Annotated in this window: 20 protein-coding genes and 1 pseudogene; 20 read left to right on the top strand and 1 reads right to left on the bottom strand. The window is 41.3% G+C overall.

Annotated features, from left to right (window positions below):
* Positions 1-30 precede the first annotated feature (30 nt).
* The 20 genes and pseudogenes from LBC_RS01125 (at position 31) to LBC_RS01030 (ending at position 23,141) form a co-directional block, all read left to right on the top strand.
* Positions 31-420: an NAD(P)H-quinone oxidoreductase subunit 3 gene (locus LBC_RS01125; RefSeq protein ID WP_221254295.1), complete on the top strand. Its 390-nt coding sequence runs from the start codon at positions 31-33 to the stop codon at positions 418-420.
* On the top strand, positions 402-941 hold the full coding sequence (locus tag LBC_RS01120; protein ID WP_221254294.1) for an NADH-quinone oxidoreductase subunit B family protein: 540 nt from the start codon (positions 402-404) through the stop codon (positions 939-941). The genes LBC_RS01125 and LBC_RS01120 overlap by 19 nt, the downstream gene beginning before the upstream one ends.
* Complete coding sequence (locus LBC_RS01115) at positions 938-1,729, top strand: NADH-quinone oxidoreductase subunit C (RefSeq protein ID WP_221254293.1); 792 nt, start codon at positions 938-940, stop codon at positions 1,727-1,729. The genes LBC_RS01120 and LBC_RS01115 overlap by 4 nt, the downstream gene beginning before the upstream one ends.
* A complete protein-coding gene (nuoD, locus tag LBC_RS01110; RefSeq protein WP_221254292.1) occupies positions 1,726-2,955 on the top strand; it encodes an NADH dehydrogenase (quinone) subunit D in 1,230 nt (409 codons plus the stop codon). The genes LBC_RS01115 and nuoD overlap by 4 nt, the downstream gene beginning before the upstream one ends.
* Positions 2,952-3,188 carry an NADH-ubiquinone oxidoreductase subunit E family protein gene (locus LBC_RS01105; protein WP_221254291.1) on the top strand — a complete coding sequence of 79 codons (237 nt, stop codon included), beginning with the start codon at positions 2,952-2,954 and terminating at the stop codon, positions 3,186-3,188. Before nuoD ends, LBC_RS01105 begins: the two co-directional genes overlap by 4 nt.
* Positions 3,178-3,921, top strand: a complete 744-nt coding sequence (locus LBC_RS01100; RefSeq protein ID WP_221254290.1) for a hypothetical protein — start codon at positions 3,178-3,180, stop codon at positions 3,919-3,921. The genes LBC_RS01105 and LBC_RS01100 overlap by 11 nt, the downstream gene beginning before the upstream one ends.
* Positions 3,918-6,389, top strand: coding sequence for an NADH-quinone oxidoreductase subunit G (locus tag LBC_RS01095; protein ID WP_221254289.1), 2,472 nt, complete (start codon positions 3,918-3,920; stop codon positions 6,387-6,389). The genes LBC_RS01100 and LBC_RS01095 overlap by 4 nt, the downstream gene beginning before the upstream one ends.
* A complete protein-coding gene (gene nuoH, locus LBC_RS01090) occupies positions 6,382-7,368 on the top strand; it encodes an NADH-quinone oxidoreductase subunit NuoH (RefSeq protein WP_221254288.1) in 987 nt (328 codons plus the stop codon). Before LBC_RS01095 ends, nuoH begins: the two co-directional genes overlap by 8 nt.
* Before the next feature lie 9 nt (positions 7,369-7,377).
* Positions 7,378-8,034 carry an NADH-quinone oxidoreductase subunit NuoI gene (gene nuoI, locus LBC_RS01085; RefSeq protein ID WP_221254287.1) on the top strand — a complete coding sequence of 219 codons (657 nt, stop codon included), beginning with the start codon at positions 7,378-7,380 and terminating at the stop codon, positions 8,032-8,034.
* The gene (locus tag LBC_RS01080; RefSeq protein WP_221254286.1) at positions 8,027-8,524 is read left to right on the top strand and encodes an NADH-quinone oxidoreductase subunit J; all 498 of its coding nucleotides are present in this window, start codon (positions 8,027-8,029) and stop codon (positions 8,522-8,524) included. Before nuoI ends, LBC_RS01080 begins: the two co-directional genes overlap by 8 nt.
* A complete protein-coding gene (gene nuoK / locus LBC_RS01075) occupies positions 8,521-8,829 on the top strand; it encodes an NADH-quinone oxidoreductase subunit NuoK (protein ID WP_221254285.1) in 309 nt (102 codons plus the stop codon). Before LBC_RS01080 ends, nuoK begins: the two co-directional genes overlap by 4 nt.
* Entirely contained in the window at positions 8,826-10,658 is a 1,833-nt protein-coding gene (gene nuoL / locus LBC_RS01070) for an NADH-quinone oxidoreductase subunit L (RefSeq protein WP_221254284.1), read from the top strand. The genes nuoK and nuoL overlap by 4 nt, the downstream gene beginning before the upstream one ends.
* A 9-nt stretch (positions 10,659-10,667) precedes the next feature.
* Entirely contained in the window at positions 10,668-12,152 is a 1,485-nt protein-coding gene (locus tag LBC_RS01065) for a NuoM family protein (RefSeq protein ID WP_221254283.1), read from the top strand.
* On the top strand, positions 12,149-13,597 hold the full coding sequence (locus LBC_RS01060; protein ID WP_221254282.1) for an NADH-quinone oxidoreductase subunit N: 1,449 nt from the start codon (positions 12,149-12,151) through the stop codon (positions 13,595-13,597). Before LBC_RS01065 ends, LBC_RS01060 begins: the two co-directional genes overlap by 4 nt.
* Positions 13,598-13,620: 23 nt before the next feature.
* Positions 13,621-16,005, top strand: a complete 2,385-nt coding sequence (locus tag LBC_RS01055; protein WP_221254281.1) for a tetratricopeptide repeat protein — start codon at positions 13,621-13,623, stop codon at positions 16,003-16,005.
* Between the two features lie 568 nt (positions 16,006-16,573).
* A pseudogene (locus LBC_RS01050) lies at positions 16,574-18,983 on the top strand (molybdopterin-dependent oxidoreductase).
* Positions 18,984-19,508, top strand: coding sequence for a hypothetical protein (locus LBC_RS01045; RefSeq protein ID WP_221254280.1), 525 nt, complete (start codon positions 18,984-18,986; stop codon positions 19,506-19,508).
* A 117-nt stretch (positions 19,509-19,625) separates the two neighbouring features.
* Complete coding sequence (locus LBC_RS01040) at positions 19,626-20,630, top strand: Fe(3+) ABC transporter substrate-binding protein (RefSeq protein ID WP_221254279.1); 1,005 nt, start codon at positions 19,626-19,628, stop codon at positions 20,628-20,630.
* A complete protein-coding gene (locus LBC_RS01035; RefSeq protein WP_221254278.1) occupies positions 20,608-22,176 on the top strand; it encodes an iron ABC transporter permease in 1,569 nt (522 codons plus the stop codon). Before LBC_RS01040 ends, LBC_RS01035 begins: the two co-directional genes overlap by 23 nt.
* The gene (locus tag LBC_RS01030; RefSeq protein ID WP_221254277.1) at positions 22,173-23,141 is read left to right on the top strand and encodes an ABC transporter ATP-binding protein; all 969 of its coding nucleotides are present in this window, start codon (positions 22,173-22,175) and stop codon (positions 23,139-23,141) included. The genes LBC_RS01035 and LBC_RS01030 overlap by 4 nt, the downstream gene beginning before the upstream one ends.
* An 807-nt stretch (positions 23,142-23,948) precedes the next feature.
* Here LBC_RS01030 and metC read toward each other — a convergent pair.
* Complete coding sequence (gene metC, locus LBC_RS01025; RefSeq protein ID WP_221254276.1) at positions 23,949-25,106, bottom strand: cystathionine beta-lyase; 1,158 nt, start codon at positions 25,104-25,106, stop codon at positions 23,949-23,951.
* Positions 25,107-25,148: the final 42 nt, after the last annotated feature.

Here is a 25,148-nt window from a genome sequence, read left to right as displayed (position 1 = left end):
TTTTTTCAAATACCAGTCTAAGGATAAATTATGTCCCATTCAGAGTTTGCGCACCCATATTTTGGTGCTTTTGTAATACTTCTTTCATCAACTATATCCTTTAGCCTGATAGTATTTCTCTCATCAAAAGTCGGAAAAATGATGGCAAACCGAAATACAGAAAGGCTAAAATTAAGCATTTATGAGTGTGGTCCACAGGTCGTAAAGCAGCCAAACCGCATAAATATCCACTATTTAATTTACGGAATTTTATTTATACTTTTTGACGTAGAGGTCATATTTATGTACCCTTGGGCTGTGGATTTTAAGATGCTTGGAGCATTTGGACTGATTGAGATGGTGCTTTTTATCGGACTTTTAATGGTAGGCTTTATATATGCGTGGAAAAAAGGAGCGTTTGAGTGGCAAAACATCAGATAAATTACGCACAAAATGGCGGACTTCCAGTGGTTTTAACCACTGTGGACAAACTGGTACAGTGGGGGCGAAGTAACTCACTTTGGGCTTTAAGCTATGGACTAGCCTGTTGCGCTATAGAGATGATGGCAGCTGGTGCGAGTCGCTATGATTTTGATAGGTTTGGGACGATTTTTAGGGCTAGTCCTAGACATTCTGAAGTGATGATAATAGCTGGGACGCTTACTAAAAAACACGCCGAATTTACTCGCAGACTATATGATCAGATGGCTGAGCCAAAGTGGGTCATCTCCATGGGAAGCTGTGCAAATACTGGCGGTATGTTTAATACCTACTCAACCGTACAAGGCGTGGATAGGATAATCCCAGTCGATATTTACTTGCCAGGCTGTGCTCCACGCCCAGAGACGTTACAGTACGCCTTAATGATACTGCAAAAGAAAATAAGAAAACAAAGTGCATTTAGAGCCAGAGTAGCCAAAAAACTGCCGCCTAGCAAAAATGAGCAAGGAGGCGCGATATGAGAGAGTATTTAAAAACGCGTCCTACAAAAGAGCCATACTATAAGCACGATAGATTTTACGTACCAAAGCAGACCCAAAAGCTAAGTCCGAGTGATAAATTTAAGGCTGAGCTAAAAGCGCTAGAACTAGCAGAGGTAAGCATAAAAGAGACGTACGAGGAGCTCGGGGATTTAGTAGTAAAAGTAAACACAGATGATAATCTAAAAGCCCTAAAAGCCCTAAAACAGAGTGGATACGAGCAGCTAAGTGAGCTAAGTGCTGTTGATTTTTTGGCGCAAAACGGTAGTTTTAGGCTGTTTTATCAGCTGCTTTCGTACTCTAAAAACTCACGAGTAAGAGTGGTCTGTGATGTAGTGCCAAAGCAGATGGTAAATAGCGTGAGCGAAATTTATAAAAGCGCAAACTGGAGTGAGCGAGAGACTTATGATATGTTTGGGATTTTATTTAAGGGGCATAGGAATTTAAAACGCATACTAATGCCAGATGATTGGGTGGGTAATCCTCTGCTAAAAACCTACCCACTGCATGGCGATGAGCATGCACGCTGGTATGAGGTAGATAGAATTTTTGGCAAAGAGTATAGAGAGGTTATTGGGGCTGAAAATAGAGATAGTGCGTACGCTGATGATAAGGATACTTTTAACTTCTCACGCAAGGGTGCAGAGGTCGAAAAAGGCGCAGAAGCAAGGAGTGAGAAGTACTTGCAAGAGTACCAAGAAGAGGGTGGCGTAAAGCTAGTAAAGCATCCAAAACGTGGCAGTGCAAAGATACTAAAGGAGCGCCCATGATGCAAAATCCAAATCGCTTAAAGCCGTTTTTTGAGAATATTACCTTTGAGGAAAATGACGGCAAGATGATCCTAAACATGGGTCCTCAGCACCCTAGCGCACACGGGCAGCTTAAGCTAGTACTAGAACTTGACGGTGAGCGCGTGGTGCGTGCTATGCCAGAGGTGGGCTTTATGCACCGCGGCATGGAGAAAATGGCTGAAAATATGACGTATCAGGAGTTTGTGCCCGTTACTGATAGAATGGATTATGTAGCAAGTAGTGCGAATAACTTCGCCTTTTGCGCAGCGGTCGAAAAGCTCTGCGGCATAGAAGTGCCACGCCGTGCGCAGATAATCCGCACTATGCTACTTGAGATAAACCGAATTTGCTCTCACCTGCTATTTCTTGCTACGCACGCACTTGATGTAGGGGCTATGACTGTATTTTTGTACGCTTTTCGTGAGCGAGAGTACTTACTTGATCTGCTTGAGAGCTACTGTGGGGCGAGACTAACGCACAATAGCATAAAAATAGGTGGCGTTTTTGTGGACTTGCCGCAAGGCTGGTGTGAGCAGCTTTTAGCATTTTGTGATAAATTTCCAAACGATATAAAAGATTATGAAAACCTCCTAACAGAAAATAGAATTTGGCGTATGAGACTAGAAAATGTCGGCACTATAAGCCGAGATGATGCTCTTAGCATGGGCTGTAGTGGGGTTATGCTGCGAGCTAGTGGGGTTAAGTGGGACTTAAGAAAAGAGCAGCCTTACTTAATCTATGATGAGCTTGACTTTGACGTGCCTTACTCTGATAAGGGCGATAGCTACGCAAGATACCTGCTATATATGGAGGAGATGAGACAGAGCCTAAAAATCCTGCGCCAGTGCGTGCCACTTTATGAGCAGAGCGAGCCACGCCTGCTAGCTGACTCGCCAGAATATGTAAGCGCTAGCAAAGAGCAGATAATGACACAAAACTACTCACTCATGCAGCATTTTGTGCTGGTTACCCAGGGGCTAAAAGCTCCAGCTGGGGAGGTTTACTTTGCTTCTGAGAGCCCAAAAGGTGAGCTTGGAGTATACATAAACTCAATCGGTGAAGGCAAGCCGTATCGTGTGAAGTTTCGCACTCCTAGCTTTTTCCACTGCGCTTCTTATGAGGAGGTGCTAGTGGGGCATTACATAGCTGACGTTGTTACAGTGGTGGGAAGCTCAAATATCATTCTTGGGGAGATAGATAGATGAGGCGAGTTGACTTAAGGGGCTTTGGTAGCGACTTTTTAGGAAAGCTTGATGAATATATGAACGAAGCCGTAGCTGGCGAAGTGGTAATATTTATCTTTGAAATAGGTGATTTTAGCCCAGTAGAAAACGCCATAGCTCATGCTAATGATAGGGGCTATGAGCTTATGAATTCGCTCAAATTTAATCAAACCGACTGGACTTTAGTGCTTAAAAAGGCTAGTGATGAAGTTTGATAAATTTAAAGGCAAAAAAGCCCTAAGCCTAGCAAATTTATTAAGTGCTGATGATTTTGCTCTAGCAAATGAGCTTTTAAAGGCAGATTATTACTATCTATCATACCTAGATGATAATGCGCTTGATGCAAGCAGGCATATAAAAAGCGAGATAGGCGCAGCTAGCTACGCTTTAGCCATGCTGGCAGCTTATAAATTTGACCAAATGGAGCCATTTAAAAGCTACGATATAGGGCATTTAAGTGGCGAGTCAAACATAGGCGAGGAAGAGGCGCAAAGGCTGGCTAAGTGGGTGTTTGAAACAGGTAATGAAGCCCAGATAATAATAGATAAAAGCTTTTTTGCTCATCATGATAGTAAATTTATCTTTTCTATTTTATCTAAGCTTGGGCTTAGTGTGGTGTTAGCTGGAGGGGCTGATGATAAATCGCAAGCCTTGGCTAATGAGCTTAGCAGCGACGAGGTGGCAGAACCAGCTGAGCTAGAGAGCTTTGACGGATCTGTGGTGTATCTATATGCCAGCGAGGACGCTGAGCTTTTAAGGGCAAATCAAAGTTGGCTAAGCGTGGCAAAAGTCGCAAATGAAAACGAGCTAACACTAAGCGCAAAAGACGGCTTTAACAAAACAGTAAAAGTAAAGATGGATAATAGTATAAAAGGCACTGTGGCGATGCTAGCTACAAAAAATATCACAGGATATAATTTTAAGCTTGTAAAGGTAGATAAGGCATGAAAATCACGATAAATTCAAAGCTCATTGAGGCAAAAGAGGGCGAGAGCATACTCCAAGCAGCCAGACGAGAGGGGATATTTATACCTGCTATTTGCTACCTAAATGGCTGTTCGCCAACGCTTGCGTGCCGCCTTTGTATGGTAGAGGCTGACGGAAAGCGTGTATATGGCTGTAACGCAAAGGTAAAAGATGGCATGCAAGTCATTACAAGCACCCCAGAAATAGAGGCTGAGCGCAATGCCATAATGCAAACTTACTGCATAAATCATCCACTTGAGTGCGGCGTATGCGATAAAAGTGGCGAGTGCGAGTTGCAAAACTTCACTACAATGATGAAGGTAAATGCTCAAAACTACGCAATCAAAGATACCCACAAACCACACCAAAAATGGGGGCTTATCCAGTATGATCCAGCCCTTTGTATAGTCTGTGAGCGCTGTATCACAGTCTGTGCGGATAAAATAGGCGAAAGTGCCCTAAAAACGACTGCGCGCGGCGGCGATCAGGTGCCAAAAGAGCTAAAAGACACCATGCCAAAAGACGCCCACGCCATATGGAGCAAATTTCAAAAAAGCCTAATCGCTCCGAGTGCTGGCGAGATGCTTGATTGCTCATTTTGTGGAGAGTGTACGAGCGTGTGCCCTGTGGGTGCGCTTGTGGGGAGTAAATTTCAATACACCTCAAACGCTTGGGAGCTATCTCGTGTGCCAGCCTCAAATCCGCACTCAAGCGACTGCGAGCTAATCTATTATGACGTAAAGCCAGCAGGTATCGCTGATAGGGCACCAAAAATTTATCGTGTAAGCAATGATTTTCACTTTGGCGAGATACACGCAGCAGCACGCTGGGGGTATGATTTTCACAACGAATACGCCAAAAAAGATGAGGATAAATTTAGTCAAATAGTAAATGCGATAAAATCAGGCGAGATAAAAAATATTAAATTTAATAGCCTAATCACAAACGAAGAAGCCCTAATCCTAGAGCAAATCGCCAAAAAATATGACTTAGCGCTTATAAATGATGAAGCAAGAAGCTATAGTGAATTTCTTAACGCCTTTAGCCAAAATGCGGCAAATAGCGCATATAGTGCTGATTATAGCGACATTAGGCAGGCTGATTTTATCATCTGCGCTGGTAGCCTTTTGCGCTATGATAGCCCAAATACCGCCTATAAACTCACAAATGCGCTTAAGATAAATAAGGCTAGTGGATTTTATTTTCACCCCCTAAAAGACGGCGTGATAGAGGGTATAAGCAAAAACTTTGACGCCATTAGCCACAAGGCAGGCGATGAGCTGGCGCTTATGCTATTTTTAGCGCAAAAAAGCGGAGTTTTAGAGCTTGATGAGTTTAAATTTAAACAAGACAAAGAGATAAAAACCAAAAAAACCCGCACTGTTACCGAAACTGTCAGCAAAACCATAAACGGCGCAGACGGCGAGAGCATGCAAATAAGTGAAGATATAAGCAAAGAAGAGGCGTACGAAGAGATAGAGACTATTCAGGTGCTAAGGAGCGAATTTGCAAGGCGACTTGGGCTAGATGAGGATAGATTTGACGAGCTTTTAGGCGCTAAGACAAACAAAGTCCTAATCATAGGAGAGGATTTTTATACTTCAGAGCATGCTAAAACCTTAGCCAGCATAGCTGGACTTTTACAAAAAGATGGCGGCTTTAAAATAATGCTAATCCCACCGCGCACTAATAGCCTAGGTGTGGCAAAAATATGTAGCCTAAGCGAGCAGCCAAAATCTGGCACAACGCTAGGCTATAATGAAAAAGGTGAGTTTAAATTTGGTGTATTTGGCGCAGATGTAGATGCTGGGGCATTAAATCAACAAGAGGGAAGTTTTACAAATATAGAACAAAGATTAGTCCCTACAAACGCAGCACTGCCGCACAATGGCTATTTCTTAAACGACCTAGCAAATGCGCTTGGTATAATGGCAAACCACACCATAGACTACACAGACAAGCTACCAGCAAATAAGGGCTATAAGGGCATTAAATTTGATGATTTGAGCAACTTTTACACAACAGGTGGAGAGAACAGACGTGGCTATAAGCTAGAGAGCTTTGGCGTGGAATGGGTGGACAATAAAGCAAGCATTAAGCAAGCTGCTAGTGAGTTTATGGCTAGCAAAAATGAGCTAGAGGGCGCTTTAATATACAGGGCAAATCCTATAGAGCAGTTTTATAAAACCACGGCTAGAACAAGCCAGCTAGGTGAAGTCGGTGCGCTATTTGCAAGCCCTGAATTTATCGAAAAACACGGCTTAAAAGCTGGCACGCCAGTTACCATTACTGGGGCTAATGCAAGCCTTAGCTTAAGCTTAAAAGAGGATAAAAATATCAAAAATTCATACGCATATCTAGGCGATTTTGACGATAAAATAGACCCTAGCTTGATATTTAGCAAAAGTAGATTTGCCACAGTAAGCATAAAAGGAGAGAGCAATGAGTGATAGCACTTTTTACATAGTAGAAACTGTGATAAAATCCCTGCTCATAGTAGCAGTGCTAGCCTCGCTGGCTGGGCTTGCTACGTATGCTGAGCGCAAGGTGCTAGCCGCTATGCAACGACGCGTGGGGCCATCTATGGTAGGGCCTGCTGGGATACTTCAGATAGTGGCCGATATGATAAAGCTCTTTACAAAAGAGGACATAGTCCCACAACACGCTAATAAATTTATTTTTTTAATAGCACCGCTAATTGCTGCTGTCGGAGCTTTTGCTAGCCTTGCGCCTGTGCCGTTTTTACCTGAGTTTGAACTTTTTGGACACACTGTGCGTCCTATTTTGGCTGATATAAACGTGGGGCTTTTGTACTTTTTGGGAGTAGCTAGCGTGTGTGTGTACTCTCCGCTTTTAGCAGGCCTAGCAAGCTATAATAAATACTCTCTAATCGCTGCTGCAAGGGCTGTTATGAGTCTTGTTAGCTTTGAGATAATTAGCGGCATTAGCCTGCTTTCAGTCATTATGATGGTTGGCTCGCTTTCATTAATTGATATAAACAACTACCAAAGCGAGGGCTGGCTGGTATTTAAGCAGCCGCTTGCTTTTTTGTTATTTTGGATGGCTACATTTGTAGAGTGTAACCGAACGCCATTTTCGCTAACCGAAAATGAAACTGAGCTAGTCGCTGGCTTTGGTACGGAGTATAGCGGTATGCGCTGGGGGATGTTTTTTATCGGAGAATACACCAGTATGCTAGCTTCTAGTATAGTTATAGTGCTTATATTTTTAGGTGGATTTAATCCCCTTTGGATAATCCCTGGTGCACTTGCGCTAATATTAAAAGCTAGCGTGATATTTTTCTTTTTCCTTTGGACTAGGGCAGCGTGGCCACACCTAAGAGCAGACCAGCTCATGGGCTTTTGCTATAAGGTATTATTGCCACTTGCTTTGGCTAATGTGTTAGTAACTGGTTTTGTGCTTATTTAGGAGAGGCTGATGTATAAATTTATTAATCCAAATTACGAAAATAGCTCAAATAGCGAGCGTTTTTTTCGCCTAATAAAGCGCACCTTTAAAGGCGAGCTTTTTGTGGGACTTTGGGTCGTTTTAAGAGAGATGTTTAAAAAGCGACACACTCTAAATTATCCATTTGAAAAATTAGAGCTAAGTCCTAGGTATCGCTCGGTGCATAGGCTTATGCGCTTTATTGAGAGTGAAAACGAACGCTGCATAGGATGTGGGCTATGTGAGAAAATCTGCGTTAGCAACTGCATAAGCATGCAAACCGCACTCGGTGATGACGGACGAAAAAAGGTCATAAACTACTCCATAAACTACGGTCGCTGCGTATACTGCGGAGACTGCGCTGACGTATGTCCAGAGCTAGCGATAGTACATGGCAGAGAGTATGAGTTTGCTAGTGAGCAAAGGGCGTATTTTGGGTATAAAGATGATCTTTTAACCCCACTTGATAAGCTAAAGTCTCAGCACGAATTCCCAGGATATGGTAGCCTTCCTGAGTTTGCAGATAGGACGGTTAAAAAAACACCAAATGCCTACGTAAAAATAGAGCAGACCCCTAGTAGCACACCAGAGCTAGAAAATGGAATCTCTTGTGTAAACAAGCCAACAACGGAGCCGTCAAATGTATGAAGTAATCGCATTTTATATTTTTAGCGCACTAGCACTTGGCTGTGTGAGCGTTAGCGTATTTAGTAAAAATATCCTACTGGCCCTAAGCGCACTAGCAGCTGGAATGATATTTATCTCTGCCCTGTTTTTCCTGCTTGGGGCTGAGTTTTTAGGAGTGGTGCAGATAATCGTCTACACGGGTGCAGTCATGGTACTATATGCTTTTAGCATGATGTTTTTTAACGTCTCAAGCAAGCTAAAAGAGAAAAAAGAGTACAGCATATACCTAATAGCAATCTTTATAAGCATACTTATCACAGCCATATTCATAGCCCCTACTCTAGCAAAGAGCGAAATAACAAGCACTGGGGAGTTTAGCAACATTCAAATGGTAGGCATATTGCTATTTAGTAAGTACCTGCTGGCCTTTGAGCTAACTGCCGTGCTGCTTCTTATTGCGATGGTTGCTGGCATAGTGCTAATATCAAAATCAAAAAAGGAGAGTGCGTGATAGGGATTAATCACTACCTAATAGTATCTGGAATTATGTTTACCCTAGGTCTTGTAGGCGTGATGAAAAGACAGAATTTAATCACGCTATTTTTCTCAGCAGAGATACTTCTAAACGCTGTAAATATAGCCTTGGTGGCTATTTCAGCCTATACAGGAGATACAAGTGGTGAGATATTTGCCTTTTTTATTATAGCAGTCGCAGCTGCAGAGGTTGCAGTGGGGCTTGGGCTACTTGCACTTTGGTATAAAAAAACTGGCAGCATAGAGATTTCATCGATGAAATTTTTAAGGAATGACGCATGAATACGCTTTTTTTCACTGCACTTTTTGCACCTCTTGTTAGCGCCATAATTTCTGGAGCTTTTGGTGCTAACAGACGCTATCTAGCCCTTGGGGTGGTATCTAGCGTGCTTGTAGCTATAAGCGCAGTAGCTTCGTTATTGCTCCTTGCACACGTTTATAGTGGCTTTGAGGAGAGCGTTGGCTTGTTTAAATTTATAAGCGTTGGCTCAGTGGATATAAACTACGGCTTTATCATAGACAGCCTAAGCGTAACCATGATGTGCGTTGTTGGAGTGGTGGCTAGTGTAGTGCATATTTACTCCATAGGCTACATGAGCCATGACGCTGGTTTTAACCGCTTTTTTAGCTACCTTGGACTATTTGTCTTTTCTATGCTTGTGCTTGTAAGTAGCGATAATTTACTTGGACTATTTATAGGCTGGGAGGGTGTGGGCGTTTGCTCGTGGTTGCTTATTGGCTTTTGGTATGAGAAAAAAAGCGCAAGCTGGGCGGCAAATGAGGCATTTTTGGCAAACCGTGTAGCAGATCTTGCCATGCTTCTTGGAATTTTTCTTGCATTTACTCAGACTGGTTCGCTTAGATATGAGGAAATTTTTGCCTCTTTAAGCAGCATAGACGCACCAACTCTAACCCTCATAGCAGCACTTCTTTTCATCGGTGCTATGGGAAAGTCAGCGCAGTTTCCATTTCACACATGGCTAGCTGATGCGATGGAGGGACCCACTCCTGTATCAGCGCTCATTCACGCTGCGACTATGGTTACAGCTGGGGTTTATCTCGTATTGCGCGCACACCCTATCTTTGAACTTGCACCTGAAGTTAGTACATTTATAGCCTGCCTTGGGGCTTTTGTAGCGATTTTTGCGGCATCTATGGCTGTCGTTGAAAAGGACTTAAAACGTATAATCGCCTACTCTACGCTTAGTCAGCTTGGATATATGTTTGTCGCAGCTGGGCTTGGGGCTTACTGGGTGGCGCTATTCCATTTAGTTACCCATGCGTTTTTTAAATCCCTGCTGTTCTTAGGTGCTGGAAACGTAATGCACGCAATGCACGATGAGCTTAATATCCACAAAATGGGCGGGCTGTTTAAATTTATGCGTCCAACTGCGATTTTAATGGCGATTGGCTCAGTTGCGCTTTGTGGGATTTATCCATTTGCTGGCTTTTTCTCAAAGGATAAAATTCTCGAAGTCGCCTTTGCTAGCGGGCATAGTTTTATCTGGGCTGTGCTTTTAGCAGGCGCTGTGCTAACTGCATTTTATAGCTTTAGGCTTATTATGCTTGTATTTTTTGGCAAGTCTAAGTTTAGCTTTACTCCGCACGAGGCTCCAAATTTTATGCTAGTTGCACTCATTCCACTAGCTGGACTAGCTATATTTGCTGGATTTTTCGAGCATAGCTTTGAGCATTTTATTATGCTCAGCCTACCAAAGCTAAGCATAGACTTAGCTCACGATGAGGCGATAAAGCTTGTATTAATTACCAGTGGGCTTGTGATTGCTTCCATATTATTTGCCATTTTTGCCTACAAAAAAGAAATTTTCCCACCAAAGCTTGCAAATACTGGCATTTATAAGCTCCTAGCAAACGCCTATTATATACCACAAATTTATAACTTTGTCTTTGTAGGCGGCTTTAAAGCCCTTGGAGTAGTAACAAAAATAGTAGATGAGTTTTTCATAGATGGCATAGTAATGGCGGTGGCAAAAGGCACAAAATGCCTAGGTTCGGCTATAAATTCAGCCCTTAATAACAACCTAAGCCTAATGCTTAGACTTGTTGTGCTAGCTCTTGCAATTTTGCTTGGCTTTATATTTATCGTTTAAGGAGAGTAAGTGCTTAGTTTAATTATATTTTTTCCAGCCCTGGCTGCACTCTTAGGCTTTTTTATAGACGATAAAAATGCAAAGACTTACGGCGTTTTAGCGGCTTTGCTTGAGTTTGTCTTTGTGCTTTGGGGCTTTGGTGCAGGCGATTTTACTCAAGGCTATGCGCTAATGCAAAGCTCTGAGCTAGTCTCATCAATTGGGGTAAATTATCTAGTTGGAGTTGATGGCATTAGCTACTCACTTATACTTTTAGCCTCACTTGTTGTGCTTATCTCGCTTTTAGCTGCACCTAGTTCTAAGATGATTGCAGTTTGCGTTTTGGCTTTTGAGGCAAGCATGATAGGGGCGTTTTCTAGCCTTGATGGGATACTTTTTTATATGTTTTGGGAGCTAAATTTAATCCCTACTTTCTACCTCATCGGCTTTTATACAAAATCAAAAGACGCAAGTAAAGCGGCGTTTAAATTTTTCGTTTACGGCTTTGCGGGGTCTGTATTTTTACTCCTTGGCATAATCTACATGGCATACCTATGTATGGAGCAAAATGGTAACTTTAGCTTTAGTCTGCTTGACTGGACTGAGCTTGACATACCGACAAACGCTCAAATTTGGCTATTTTTAGCCTTTGGTATATCATTTGCCGTTAAAAGTCCGCTATTTCCATTTCACACTTGGCTGCCAACTGCTCACAAAGTAGCCCCAACAGTAGCGTCTATGCTTCTAGCTTTAAAAATGGGAACTTACGGATTTATCCGCTTTTCTCTACCGCTTTTTCCAGATGCGGCTGCATATTTTTATCCAGTTATAGCAGTACTTGCTATAATCACCATAATCTACGGCGCATTTGTCGCTTTTGCTCAAGATGATATAAAAATGACAATCGCCTATTCGACATTTTCACACTCTGGCTTAGTCGTACTTAGTATATTTGCGCTTAGTTACGAAGGTATTGCTGGGGCAGTTTATCTCATGCTAGCTCATGGATTAGTGGCTACTGTGCTATTTATGCTAATAGGCATACTAGCAGATCAAAGAGGTAGTAGAAAGATAAAAGACTTTGGAGCAGTCGCAAAGAGCATGCCAATCTTTGCTAGTGTGTTTGCCCTTATGATGCTCTCATATATCGGACTACCGCTTACTGCTGGCTTTGTTGGAGAGTTTTTAGCCCTTCTAGCAGCATTTAAGCTTAGCTTTTATTACGGTTTATTTGGTGCGATTGCAATTATTGTGGGTGCAGCTTATATGCTAAATTTATTCAGAGAGGTTATTTTTAACGAGGAAAGCGGCTTTAAATTTAAAGATATTTGCTATGTTAAAAAGCTTATCTTACTTCCACTTTGTGCGGTAGTTTTGGTTCTTGGGGTATATCCAGCCATATTATTAGATGATATAAATATAGCGGCTAAAGATAGTATTTTTAAGATGCTTAAAAACTCAAGCCAAAGCACCAAAGAGCTGATTAAAAACCTAAATGAAGGAGCGGCAGAATGAGCTTTATCGATTTAAATGAGATAAATTTAGAGATAATAACCTCCTCATTAGTGTTATTTGGCTTTGCTGGGGTTATGCTCTTAGTTAGCGCTTTTATTAAGAATTTAAACGCAAGATTTTTTGTGCCGTTTTCAATCCTTGGCATAATACTGGCAAATAATCTATATCCCCTAGCTGGCAGCGGCTTTTATGGGCTGTTTAATCAAGACGGCTTTAGCATTATCGCAAAATCCATTATCATGCTTGCTAGTATTTTATATCTACTTTTATTCTTACGCCTTGACGATAAAAAGCCTGGGGAGTTTTATGCGCTATTTTTATTTATGGTAGGCGCGCTTTTGTTTATGGTGAGCTCTTTTAATCTTATATTTATCTTTATTGCACTTGAGACTAGCTCACTAGCACTTTATAGCCTAATAGCCATAAGCTCAAACATAAAAGCAACTGAAGCTGCGATTAAATACTTTAGCCTTGGCGCATTAAGCGCTGGCTTATTTACCTTTGGGGCAGCCATGCTATATCTAGCCTCAGGTAGCCTAGACATAGCCACTATTAGCCAAAATATCTCACAAAATGACCTAAGTAAAAATATGATAGTACTTTTAGGGGCTAGCTTTTTAATAGCTGCTATGGGCTTTAAGCTATCACTTGTGCCGTTTCACACATGGGTGCGTGATGTGTATGAGGGGGCTAGCCTAGAGCTTGCTGGCTTTATCTCAGTAGTGCCTAAAGTCGCTGCTTCAGTTGTAGCCATTAGGGTGTTTAAGCTATTAAATGACGCTGGAGTTAGCTATATTAGCCTAGCCTTAAGCGTGCTAGCTATAGCTACCATGAGCGTGGCAAATATAGCCGCCCTAGCCTCAAAAGACCTACGCTCGATGCTCTCATATAGCTCTGTTTCTCATGCTGGTTTTATCCTAGTTGGAGTGCTTATAGGATCGGCTGATTCTATTACGGCACTATTTTTCTACTGGACGATTTTACTCTTTGCAAACCTTGGAGCCTTTGGGTTACTGAGTGCAGTCAAGATAGATGAAGGTGAGCGCTACACCCATACAGCAGATAAATTTAATGGCGCCATAAAGACAAACCCAGCCTTTGCGCTATGCTTTGGACTATTTGCATTTACTCTAGCTGGTATACCGCCACTTGGGCTTTTTTGGGCAAAAGCACTACTCATATCCACAGCCATAAGCCACTCTGAGCTAGCACTTGGCATAATAATGATAATAAACTCGGCCATAGCGGTGGCTTATTATCTAAAGCCTGTTGTAGCAATGTTTTTAAAGCCAAACGAAAAAGCTATAGAAATATCACTAAGTCTAGCTCAAAAAATCAGTATAGGGGTAGCTTGTATAATGGTCGCTTGTGGGCTTGCCTTTACAGACGGCATACTCACAGTCTTTAACTTCATAATAACATCTACTGAAGTATTCGAATTTTAAGGCGAATTTGCTATAATCTTGCAATGAAAAAGATTATAGCCGCCCTATTTTTCCTACTGCCTGTTATCACAAATGCACTAAATATAGAGGTATCAACTGGCTCAAACTCAGGCAAAAACTACAATATAATCAGCATAAAAGACACCGAGGATATAGAGTGCGTATCGCAGATATTAGCATATGACGCACATAGATACGTCTGTATGAGTAGCGCAGAGGGTATTGGTACACTAAATGACGTAAACTTAAACCTAGTTGATATTAGATATAAAAAAGAGGAGGGGCGGCTTTTTATAGTCATAATACCAAAGACTAGATCAAAAATTTACAACACCTCTTCAAAGCTTTTTAACACCGAAAAAGCCCTAAACAACACCACCTTAAAAGGCAAAAGCTTTGAAATTTTAATAGACCCTAGCTTAGATGAGTTTGACCCACTGCCTAAAAAAAGTCTAAACTTTGCACCAGATTTTTCATCTCTTTTGCGCCCTAGCATAGGTGCGCTTGATTTAAATAAATCCCCAATAGCAGAACTAAATAGTAACGACATAGACGCGTATTTAAGCATTAAAAAAGCCTTTGAAGCGGATAAATTTGAAAGAGTTTTATTAGAAACAGACGAAGCCTTAAAAAGATACCCAAACAGCCTATTTGCAAGCGAGTTCAACCTCTTAAAAATGCTAAGCATTGACGCACTTTTATCAAGGGGTGATGAGTTTGAAGACATAAGCTACGCAGATATAATAAAGCTAGCAAAAGCGTGGCTTTTTAACTTCCCCTCAGACGAGGCCTACTCAAGGGTGCTATATCTTTTAAGCAAATCCTACATAAAAGAGGGGCAGCTAAGCGACGCTGGCTACACCCTAGACATACTCCTAAGTGAGCACAAAGCCTCGACATACTCCCGATTAGCCCAGCTAGACTACGCTGACGCACTATACGCTAATGGCAGGGCAAAGGACGCTATAGCACTATATGAGGAGGTGCTTTATAATGCAAAAGATATCGATACCGCAAGCCGTGCCGCACTGCGCCTAGCTGACACAAATATAGAAAAGGATAAATTTGACCTAGCAAAGCAGTTTGTGCTAAAAGTACTAAATGCAAACTCAGAAATCTTTATCGCTCAACAAAGCAAAGCAATATCTATGGCAAAGGCATTTAAAGACAAAAATATGCCCGATATTGCTGCTAGGATATATGAGAGTTTGCTTAAAAATCCAAATTTAAATAAAAATGATGATGAGAGGATTTTAAAAGATTATGGGCTTACACTAATAGCTGCCAAAGAGAGTCAAAAAGCCTACGACGCACTTAGTAAATATAAAAAAGACTACCCATATGGCGATTACATCGAGGAGGTGCAAAAGGGGCTTGATGGCCTGCTTTTTGACGTAAAAGAGGCAGATAGCGCAAAGCTTCACGAGCATTACAAAAGTCTAATCGAAAAGTATCAAGACGGCGAAATAGCGCAAAAAGCGATACTAGCTGATATGAAGCTTAGCCTAGAGCAAAAAGAGTATAAAAATGTGCTTGAATACACCCAAAAAGCAAGAGAGCTAAAACTACAGGAGGGTGAGAAAATGCTGAATAAAGCCGCACTCATACTAGCCAAAGACGCCCTTAAAAAAAGAGAATGCTCAAGAGTGGTAAATCTCGTGTCAAATTACGAATTTGACAGATTAGAGTTAGCGCAGTTTAAGCTTTATGACTGTTTCGTGCAGACTGCTAGATACGCAGATGCTTTAGCCTTAGCCAGGGCACATAAAGACGATGACAGCCTAATAGATAGGGTCGAGTGGCTATACCGCGCAGCAGATGAGGAATTGCGGGCTGGCGATGTAGAAGCGGCGTTAAAAGCCAGTGATGACGCCATATCTTTAGGAGCTAGGATAGATCACGCAGATGTCTCAAACGCCCTTTTTATCAGGCTTAAAGCGCTTTTAAAGCTAGATAAATTTAACGCTGCAATTCAGACAATTAACGCAATTGAGCAGCTAAAAGGCGAGGGAGCTCGCACACTTGAAGCCTACGACGCAGTGGCGAACTACGCAGCTACGGCAAAGGATTTTGCAAGCTCATCGACATACTCATGGCGTGGGATAGAGCTGGCTAAAAAGCTTGGCGTAAAAGCATACTCGCCCGAGCTTGATTTTATCTACGCAACCTCACTTATTAGACTTTCGCAGACTAAAGACGCCGTATCGTGGCTTAAAAGCATGCTCGCTACTAGGCTAAACCCAAAAGATAGAGACAGGGCAATTAGTCTGCTTGGAGGGGCGTATTTGGAGGATAGACAGATCGATTTAGCCAAATCAGCATTAAATGAGTGCGCAAATAGCAACTTTGAGAGCGAATTTAAAGCCATGTGCAAAAGCCAGCTAAATATACTTGATATAGCCAAATAACGTACTTTTTTGTTGATATTTTTAGTCAGTGAGATTTAACTATCCTAAATTAAATTTATAAGACATAGTTTTATGATGTTTTAATAATTTGTATTTTATGCTTAAAATTAATTTATCGTTTTGTACATATTTTTACAAAACCATATTAATTTACTTTTAAAAAACAATACTTTTGCTTAACACTCGCACAACAAGCAACTACAGTATTAAGTCATTGTGGTCTATATACTCCCCCCCCTGCACCACAAGCAAATAAGATAAACTTTCAATTTAAAATTGGTCTTTAAGCCCCACGATATAAAAATAAAAGTGTCAATAAGTAAAACCTGTGGTAATGACTGCTAATAAAGTACACCATAAAACACATTAAATTTCTTTACTAAAGCATTGTCGTAAAGAAACTAAATGCTATCAGACATATCGACTGCATAAAATTTGCAATATATAATATTTTATACTTTATCTTTTCTTAATTTTAAAATTAAATTTAATAAATAAAGAATATAATTATTTTTTATTATTAAAGTGTTTAAAAATTTAAAATATTGATTAATTAAAAGGATGGATTATGGCTTTAAGTAGAAGAAAATTCTTAAAAGGCTCGCTAGCTGCAGCAGCTGTAGCTGGGGTAAATTTAAATGCAGATGAAAACTTTTTTAATACAAAGAAAATATCTCACGCGACACATTTTGGTGCGTTTGAAGCCGAAGTTGATGAAAGCGGTAAAATCATAAAAGTAATACCAAGTAAACATGATAAAAGCCCAAACGTAATCATAGACGCTATTATAGACCGCACCTACTCAGATACACGTGTAAAATATCCTTGCGTACGAAAAAGCTATCTACAAGGCGTGAAAAATGGCACCGACACAAAGCCAGGACTTAGAGGCAGAGAGGAGTTTGTGCGCGTTAGCTGGGATGAAGCAATAGAACTAGCTCTAGAAAAGCTAAAATCTACTCCGATAGAGAATATCTACAACGCAAGCTATGGCGGCTGGGGGCACGTTGGAGCATTACATAATTGCAACTCCGTAGCAGGACGCTTTTTTAATACCGTCTTTGGTGGAGCTATCGGCACCGACGGAGAGCACAGCAACGGCGCAGCAGGCAGAGTAAACACCGCAATAATCGGCGATCTTGAAGTATATAGCCTACAAACCTCCCACGAAGTCATACTAGAAAACACTAAAGTATACATAATGTGGGGTGCTGATTTATACAAATGTAATCAGATAGACTATGTCGTCGCAAACCGTGCAAACAACGACTACTATAAAAAATATGTCACTAGTGGGATTAAGTTTATCTGCATAGATCCACAATACAATCTAGGTGCGCAAATGCTAGGCGCAGAATGGATAAAAATCCGCCCAAATACCGACGTGGCACTGGCTATGGGCATGATGCACTACCTATATGAAAGCAAAAAATACGATAAAGAATTTATAGCAAAATACACAGATGGTTTTGATAAATTTCTACCTTACCTACTAGGTAAAGGATACGATAAAACAGCCAAAACTCCAGAATGGGCAGCCAAAATTACGGGTATTGATGCCGCCACTATTAAAAGCCTAGCTGACACTATGGTAAACAATCGCACATTCATTGCGGCAAACTGGGCTATGCAGCGTGCGCACCACGGAGAGCAGGTAGATTGGACGCTTATTACGCTAGCGTCTATGATAGGACAGATTGGTCTTGCTGGTGGCGGCATAGGATTTTCTATGCACTATGCTGGTGGCGGACAAGCAAATAGTGGAGCTAGGACGACTGGGGGATTGCCACAAGGAGAGAATAAACTAGACCTAACGGTGCCAGCTTCACGCTTTGGCGAAGCTGTGCTAAATCCAGGCAAAGAGATAAATTTCAAAGGCAAAAAACTCACATATCCTAAGATAAAACTGATGTATGTCTGCGGCGCTAGTACACTAGGACACAACCCAAATACAAACGAAATTATAAAAGCTATGCGAACACTAGACACAGTAATAGTGCACGAGCCATGGTGGACACCATTGGCAAAAATGGCTGACATAGTCTTTCCCTCAACCACAACCCTAGAACGCGACGATATAAGCTATGGCGGATCATACTCACAAAACGTGATCTATGCTATGAAACAAGTAATTAAACCACAATATGAAAGCCGCGATGACTATGATGTCTTTGAAGAGATGGCACGCAGAGTGAGCGAAAAAGCGCACCGTAAGTTTACTTCTAAAAAGAGCAAGCGCGAGTGGTTAGAGCAGTTTTATGCCAAAAGTGATGCAGCTAACGTGATGAGTTTTGATGAATTTTGGCAGGCTGGTAGCTACGAGTTTGAAATACCAAAGAGTGCATATAAATTTATCCGCCACGCTGATTTTAGACAAGACCCAGTAAAAAATCGCCTACGCACAGAAAGTGGAAAGATACAAATTTATTCAGATAAATTTGCTAGCTTTAATCTGCCCGATTTTAAAGCCCACCCTGTCTGGATAGAGCCTGCTGAGTGGCTAGGTAATGAAAAACTAAGTAAAAAATACCCGTTTCACCTACTCTCTCCACACCCACTTTATCGAGTGCATAGCCAGCTAGATAATACTTGGCTTAGAAATATCTATAAAATTCAAGGTCGCGAACCAGTCATTATAAACGAAAATGACGCAAAAAAAATTAGGCATAAAGCACGGTGAAGTAGTAGAGGTCTTTAACGACCGTGGCAGAGTGCTGGCTGGAGCGTTTGTAAGCGATAAAATAATGCCAAATGTAATAGCTATAAGCGAAGGCGCATGGTATGATCCAGAAGACAGTAGCGAAAATGCTCGTTGTAACGCAGGGCATGCAAATGTACTAACAAGCTCACGCCCTACTTCACAAATGGCGCAAGCAACCAGTGTAAACACCTGCCTTGTAGGCATAAAAAAGCTAGGTAAAAACGAAGCAGTAAAACCGTATAAAAGCACAACACCACCAACCATAATAGGAGCATAAATGAGAAAAATTCTATACCTAGCGCTATTTTGTATAGCACTAAATGCGAAGACAATGTATATATATGATGAAAAAGTAACTCTGCTTGAGCCAAATAGCAAAAAATCCGTTGGTATAGCATATGAAGGTACACCAGTAGAACTAATAAGTAATGATGGAAAGATGGCGACGATAAAGATAAATGGATTTTTAAACAAAGACAACAAAAGTATACTAAGCCTAAGCAAAGATGGCTTTGTAAGCCTTCTAAAGCTATACAATACTACTCCAAGCCAAAGTGGCATATACCTAGTACCAAGCGATAAGCTAACCGCTAATAAAGACGAGGCATGGGATGAAGTAAAGCTTTATTATTATGATACCTGCTCGACCTGCCACGCAGCACACAAACCAAAAGAACACCAAGCCAACGAATGGGAAGCATACATCGCGGCTATGCAGGATTTTGCCAAGATAGACGATGAGAACCTAGCTAGGATAGTGCGTTTTATGCAAGCCTTTGCAAGCGACGGTGATCTAAGATAGAGACAAGGATTTAAATTTAACAAAAGTCAAACAAAAATATAAAATTTATTTGACTTTTTGATATTATTTCATTATAATACTGCAATTAATTATCATAATTCACCAAAAGGAAGGCAAATGAAAAAACTCCTACTTACAGCACTACTTGCTGCTTCATCAGCCCTTGTAGCAGATACGCTACACATCTATACGGCTAGACACTACGACGCAGATAGCAAGCTTTACGATCTATTTACCCAGCAAACCGGTATAGAGGTAAAAGCTACACAGGCAAAGGATACCGAGCTAATTAAAAAGCTAGAAATAGAAGGCGATAAGACCCCAGCTGATGTATTTATCACAGCTGATGTGTCAAATTTAAATCAAGCAAAAGAGCTAGGGCTTTTAGCTAGTACAACAAGCGATAAGTTAAACGAGCTAATCCCAGCAAATTTACGCGACGTAGACGGCACTTGGTATGGTTTTACAAAGCGTGCTAGGATAGTAGCATATGATAAAACTCGCACAAAAAATCCAAAAATCAAAACATACGAAGATCTAGCAAAACCTGAATTTAAAGGCAAAATCCTAATGAGAAGTGCAACCGCAGCCTACTCAAAAACTCTACTAGCTAGCATAATCGCAGCAGATGGTGAAGATAGTGCGAAAAAATGGGCAAAAGGCGTACTTTTAAATCTAGCTCAAACACCAAAAGGTGGCGATAGAGATCAAGCTAAAGCCATGGTGGCAGGCGTGGGCGAATACGCTGTGATGAATACCTACTACGTTGGACTTTTACTAGCTTCATCTAATCCAAAAGACGTGGCAGTTGGCGAGAAACTTGGCATAATTTTCCCTAATCAAAACGGCAGAGGTACGCACATAAATATAAGTGGTGCAGCCGTAACAAAAGCTAGTAAAAATAGCGAAAATGCGGTTAAATTTATAGAGTTTTTACTCTCTCCAGCCGCTCAGCGCATACTAGCTGATATAAACTATGAGTACCCAGTAAACAAATCAGTCGAGCCAAGCCCAGTAATAGCGGCATTTGGCACGTTTAAGGAAGACCAAACTCCTTTAAGCCAGATAGCAGGAGACGTTAAAAAAGCAGTACTGATTTATGACGAAGTCGGCTTTAGATAGGATTTTGCCGTTTATAGCAGGGGCTTTTGCCCTTGCTGTATTTTTTAGTGTCATCATCGTCTTTACCACTATTTTTAGCAGTGATTTATCGCTTTTAGAGCATTTTTTTACATATCTTTTTCCTAGATATATAAAAGACACAGCTATACTCACCTTTAGTGTATGCGTTTTATCCGCGATTCTTGGGGCTAGCCTTGCATTTTTGGTTGCAAATTTTAGCTTTTTTGGCTCAAAGCTACTAAACGTGCTACTTGTTTTGCCACTTGCTATACCAGCCTATATACTCGCTTTTATATATGTGGGGATTTTGGATTTTGATGGGATTTTTGTAAAAATTTTTGGCTTTAGGGTCGATGTTTTTAACATAAAAGGCGCAATTTTAGTCCTTAGTCTTAGTCTTTATCCATACGTCTATCTTTTTGCAAGGGCTAGCTTTTTAGCAGAAGCAAAGCCCATATTTGACATAGCCAAAGTCCTTGGATTATCGAGGTTTCAAACATTTTATCGCATTAGTATTTTTATAGCGCGTCCAGCTATTTTTTCTGGATTGATGCTCGTTTTAATGGAGACTTTAAGCGATTATGGCACAGCTGCATATTTTGGCGTTGACACATTTTCAGCTGGAATTTTTAGGCTTTGGTTTGACCTAAGAGACATAGGCTCAGCTAGTATTTTAAGCAGCTTTTTAATAGTGCTTATATTTGCGCTTATGGTGCTTGAATATCGATTTGCCAAACGCAAAAACTACAGCCTACGCACAGACGCTTCAGCTAAAATGCCAAAGATAAAGCTCGGCAAACTCTCAAGCCTTTTTGCATTTTTATACTGCTTTAGCGTGGCATTTCTAGGCTTTTTGCTACCATTTGGCTGGCTTTTATACTGGGGGTTAAAAAGCACAAATTTAAACTCCCCAGCCTTTTATGAGCTAGCATATAACTCCCTAAAAGTCGCCCTAATCTCAGCCATAATAATCACAATAGTAGCGTTTTTATTAAACTTTTCATCAAGGCTAAGCAAAAGTGAAATACTAAAGACAATAATCCTAAAATGCTCAAGTGTCGGATACGCCATGCCTGGGGCTGTTATCGGCGTTAGCCTCATGATAGTTTTTATGCACGTTAGTAGGATTTTAAACGTCCAGCTACTATCAGCCTCGCTAAGCGTACTCATCACTGGCTACGCCATACGCTACCTAGCCACAGCCGTGCTAAGCTTTGAGAGTGGGTATCATAAAATCCACAAAAGCATAGATGAGGCTAGTCGCATACTCTCGCTTTCTACGCTACGGCTGGGGCTACGCATACATGCGCCGCTTTTAAGGCATTTTTTTGTACTAAGCTTTATTGTCGTTTTTGTAGATGTGGTTAAGGAACTTCCTCTAAGCCTCATTTTGCGCCCATTTGACTTTGAAACCCTAAGTATAAGGGCGTTTTTTTACGCCACTGATGAGAGGATTTACGAAGCAGCCTTGCCAGCGCTTTTAATAGTCGTACTCTCCCTAGTGGCTTTACTTTATGTTGAATTTAATAAAAGGAAAAAGGCTTGAACGCGCTTGAGATTATAAATTTAAACAAAAACTTTGGTGCAAAAAATGTGCTAAATGATATAAATTTGACGCTAAAAAGGGGGCAAATCCTAAGCATACTAGGCAAGTCAGGCTGCGGTAAAAGTACGCTTTTACGCATAATTGCTGGGCTTGAGAATAAAACAAGTGGCGAGATAAAACAATACGCTAAAGCCTCGCTGATGTTTCAAAACTACGCACTTATGCCGCATTTAAGCGTACGAGAAAATATCGAACTAGCCATTTTAAGCCTTAAAAAACCCCAAAGAAAGGAGCGAGTGGATGCGCTACTTGATAAGTTTTTTATCCGTGAGATAAGCGAACAAAAGCCAGATGAAATAAGCGGCGGACAGCAGCAGCGCGTGGCATTTGCTAGAGCCATAGCCGCGGACGCAAAAATCCTCCTTCTTGATGAGCCGTTTTCAAATTTAGACACAAAATTAAAACAAAATCTAAGAAACGAGCTAAAAACCCTTATAAAACAAAGCGACATAAGCGCAATTTTGGTTACGCACGATAAGGATGACGCATTTGTAATGAGCGATTCTATCGCACTAATTGACGATGGCAAAATCATCGCCCACGCAAGCCCAAAAGAGCTTTATCTAAAGCCAAAAAACGCAAAAATCGCCTCATTTTTAGGAGAGGTCAATGACTTTACGCACCTAAAAAACACCATAAGACAAAACGATGCAGTGCAAAACGCAAAGCTTGGTGAACGATTTAGCGAGTTTTATTACGAGCTTTATAGGCGAGATTTTCTGTTTCGTCCAGAGGATATTAAAATCGGAGATAAATTTAAAGCCAAAGTGTTAAAAATCGAGTATCTAGGTGCGTATCAAAGGGCTGTTTTGGAGTGCGAGGGAGTCGAGTTTGTGGCGAATTTGTACCAAAGCGATGAGATAAAAGAGGAGCTTTATTTTGATTTTTGGCCACTTAGGGCGTAATGAGGGGTAAATTTACTTTTGCTTTTAGCTTTGCCGTGCCTACAATCCGCCATACGTAACCACTCCGCTATGACAGTTACCCCCCCCCCAGTTAATGCGCCTTATCGCTCATTTGCGCGCTCTAAAGTCTTGTCTTTTAAATTTCTTGCATTTAAGTTTTAAACCGCAAAACTTTGATTTTGTTTGGATTTAAATTTATTTTTACGCTAGGGAGAGCTTGAATTATTAAAAACTGTACTACGTTTATTTTACAAAGTCATCCCCTTTACATTTACCCATCCGAATCGCACCTAACGGGTTGCATAGCAAAAATCGATATATTCGCTCACGTACATTTCCGCTACGCTTTACCTAGACTGGGCGAGTTTACGCCACGAAGTGGCTAAGAAGGCAAAGCTTCTGTAAAAACTGCGACTACATCTCGTTTTAAAGAAACTCCGTTTTACTAAAGAAACTCCTTTTTCACTTACGGCAAGCACTATGAGCAGGCGAGTGCACTGCAACACAATACGAGGTGGGCTTGCTAAGAATGACGGCCTATCTACGCTCTCTACACGTATGTGGTGTCTATATCATTTAGATTTACCTTTTGTAAAATTTAAATCGCAATCACTAAAGACTTCTCCTAACTTGAACGTTTTATGCGAAGTATTTTTTATTTCTATGCGCTTGCAACCCGTTAGATGTCTTAGACAAGGCGGTTTTTAAATTTATGACGGAAGCATACTGATAGCATACAACCGAGTAAATTTAAAAACCAACGCAGTATAAGGCAAAAGACAATCTGGCTGAAAAAACAAAGCCAAACTAAATCACGTCAAAACCCCTCTTTAAATCGGCAATTATATCGTCCACATTTTCAAGCCCTATACTAAAGCGAATAAGCGTGCCAAGCCCATCTACGTCGATAAAGCTGCGTGGCGGCTTTGCTATCATCGCAAGGCTCTCAAACCCGCCCCAGCTAGCCCCTATGCCAAACAGGCTAAGCGCGTCAAAAAATCTATCCACGCCCTCGCGGCTAACGCTTTTATCAAGAGCAATTGTAATCATACCATTTGTACCGCTAAAATCGCGCATAAATATCTCATGTCCAACGTGCGTGCTAAGCTTTGGATAATAAATTTTTGCCACCTTTGGCTGAGCAAGCAAAAACTCCACGACTTTATCAGCATTTTTCTCATGCCTCTCAAGGCGTACATCAAGGCTACGAGCGCCGCGCAGCACGAGATAGGCATCATCTGGACTAGCGGTAAAGCCCAGCACTTCAGGTAATTTATTAAAGTTTTTCCACTCCTTTTCATTTACTATAATAGCACCCATAGTAAGATCAGAATGCCCGCCTAAATACTTTGTCGCCGCCACAACCGAAATATCTGCGCCAAGGGCTAGGGACTGGTTTAGATACGATGACGAGTAGGTGCTGTCAATCGCAACAACAGTGCCATTTGCATGTGCAATAGCAGAGACTTTTGGTAGGTCGATTATCTCATAAAGCACAGAGCCAGGGCTTTCGCAAAGCAGGAGTTTTGTGTTTGGGCGTAGCTTTTGGGCTATGTCGCTAGCGTCTGCTTTTAAGTACTCCACCTCCACGCCTATTTTGGATAAAAATAGGCTATCAATCTCACGTACTGGCTCATAAATTCCATCCGTTATTAAAAAATGCGCCCCCACCTCGGCATAGTTTAAAAGCACCATAGCAAGCGCAGCTAGTCCCGTCGGATAAAGGCTCGCCCTATACCCGCCCTCAAGCGCGCACAAAAGCTTTTCAAGCTCAAAATTCGTACTAGTTCCAAGTGCACCGTAGCTTAGCACACGCTCGCTTTTGCGCTGCACCTTTCTTTGCGCCCAGCTTTTGTGATTTGTAAAAAGCACCGTCGAGGCTCGCATTAGTGGCGCATTGACAGCCCTTCCGTCTTTGTTTGGGTTCCCCCTACCCTTATGCACCAAAATGGTCTGCTTTTGCATCTGTTCTCCTTGATAAATTTATAATAATGTATGAATTTTATC

It is taken from the genome of Campylobacter sp. 19-13652 (assembly GCF_019702925.1).
Lineage (GTDB): Bacteria > Campylobacterota > Campylobacteria > Campylobacterales > Campylobacteraceae > Campylobacter_A.
The sequence above is the reverse complement of the archived record's forward strand: the minus strand, read 5'-3'. Positions and strand labels throughout refer to the sequence as shown.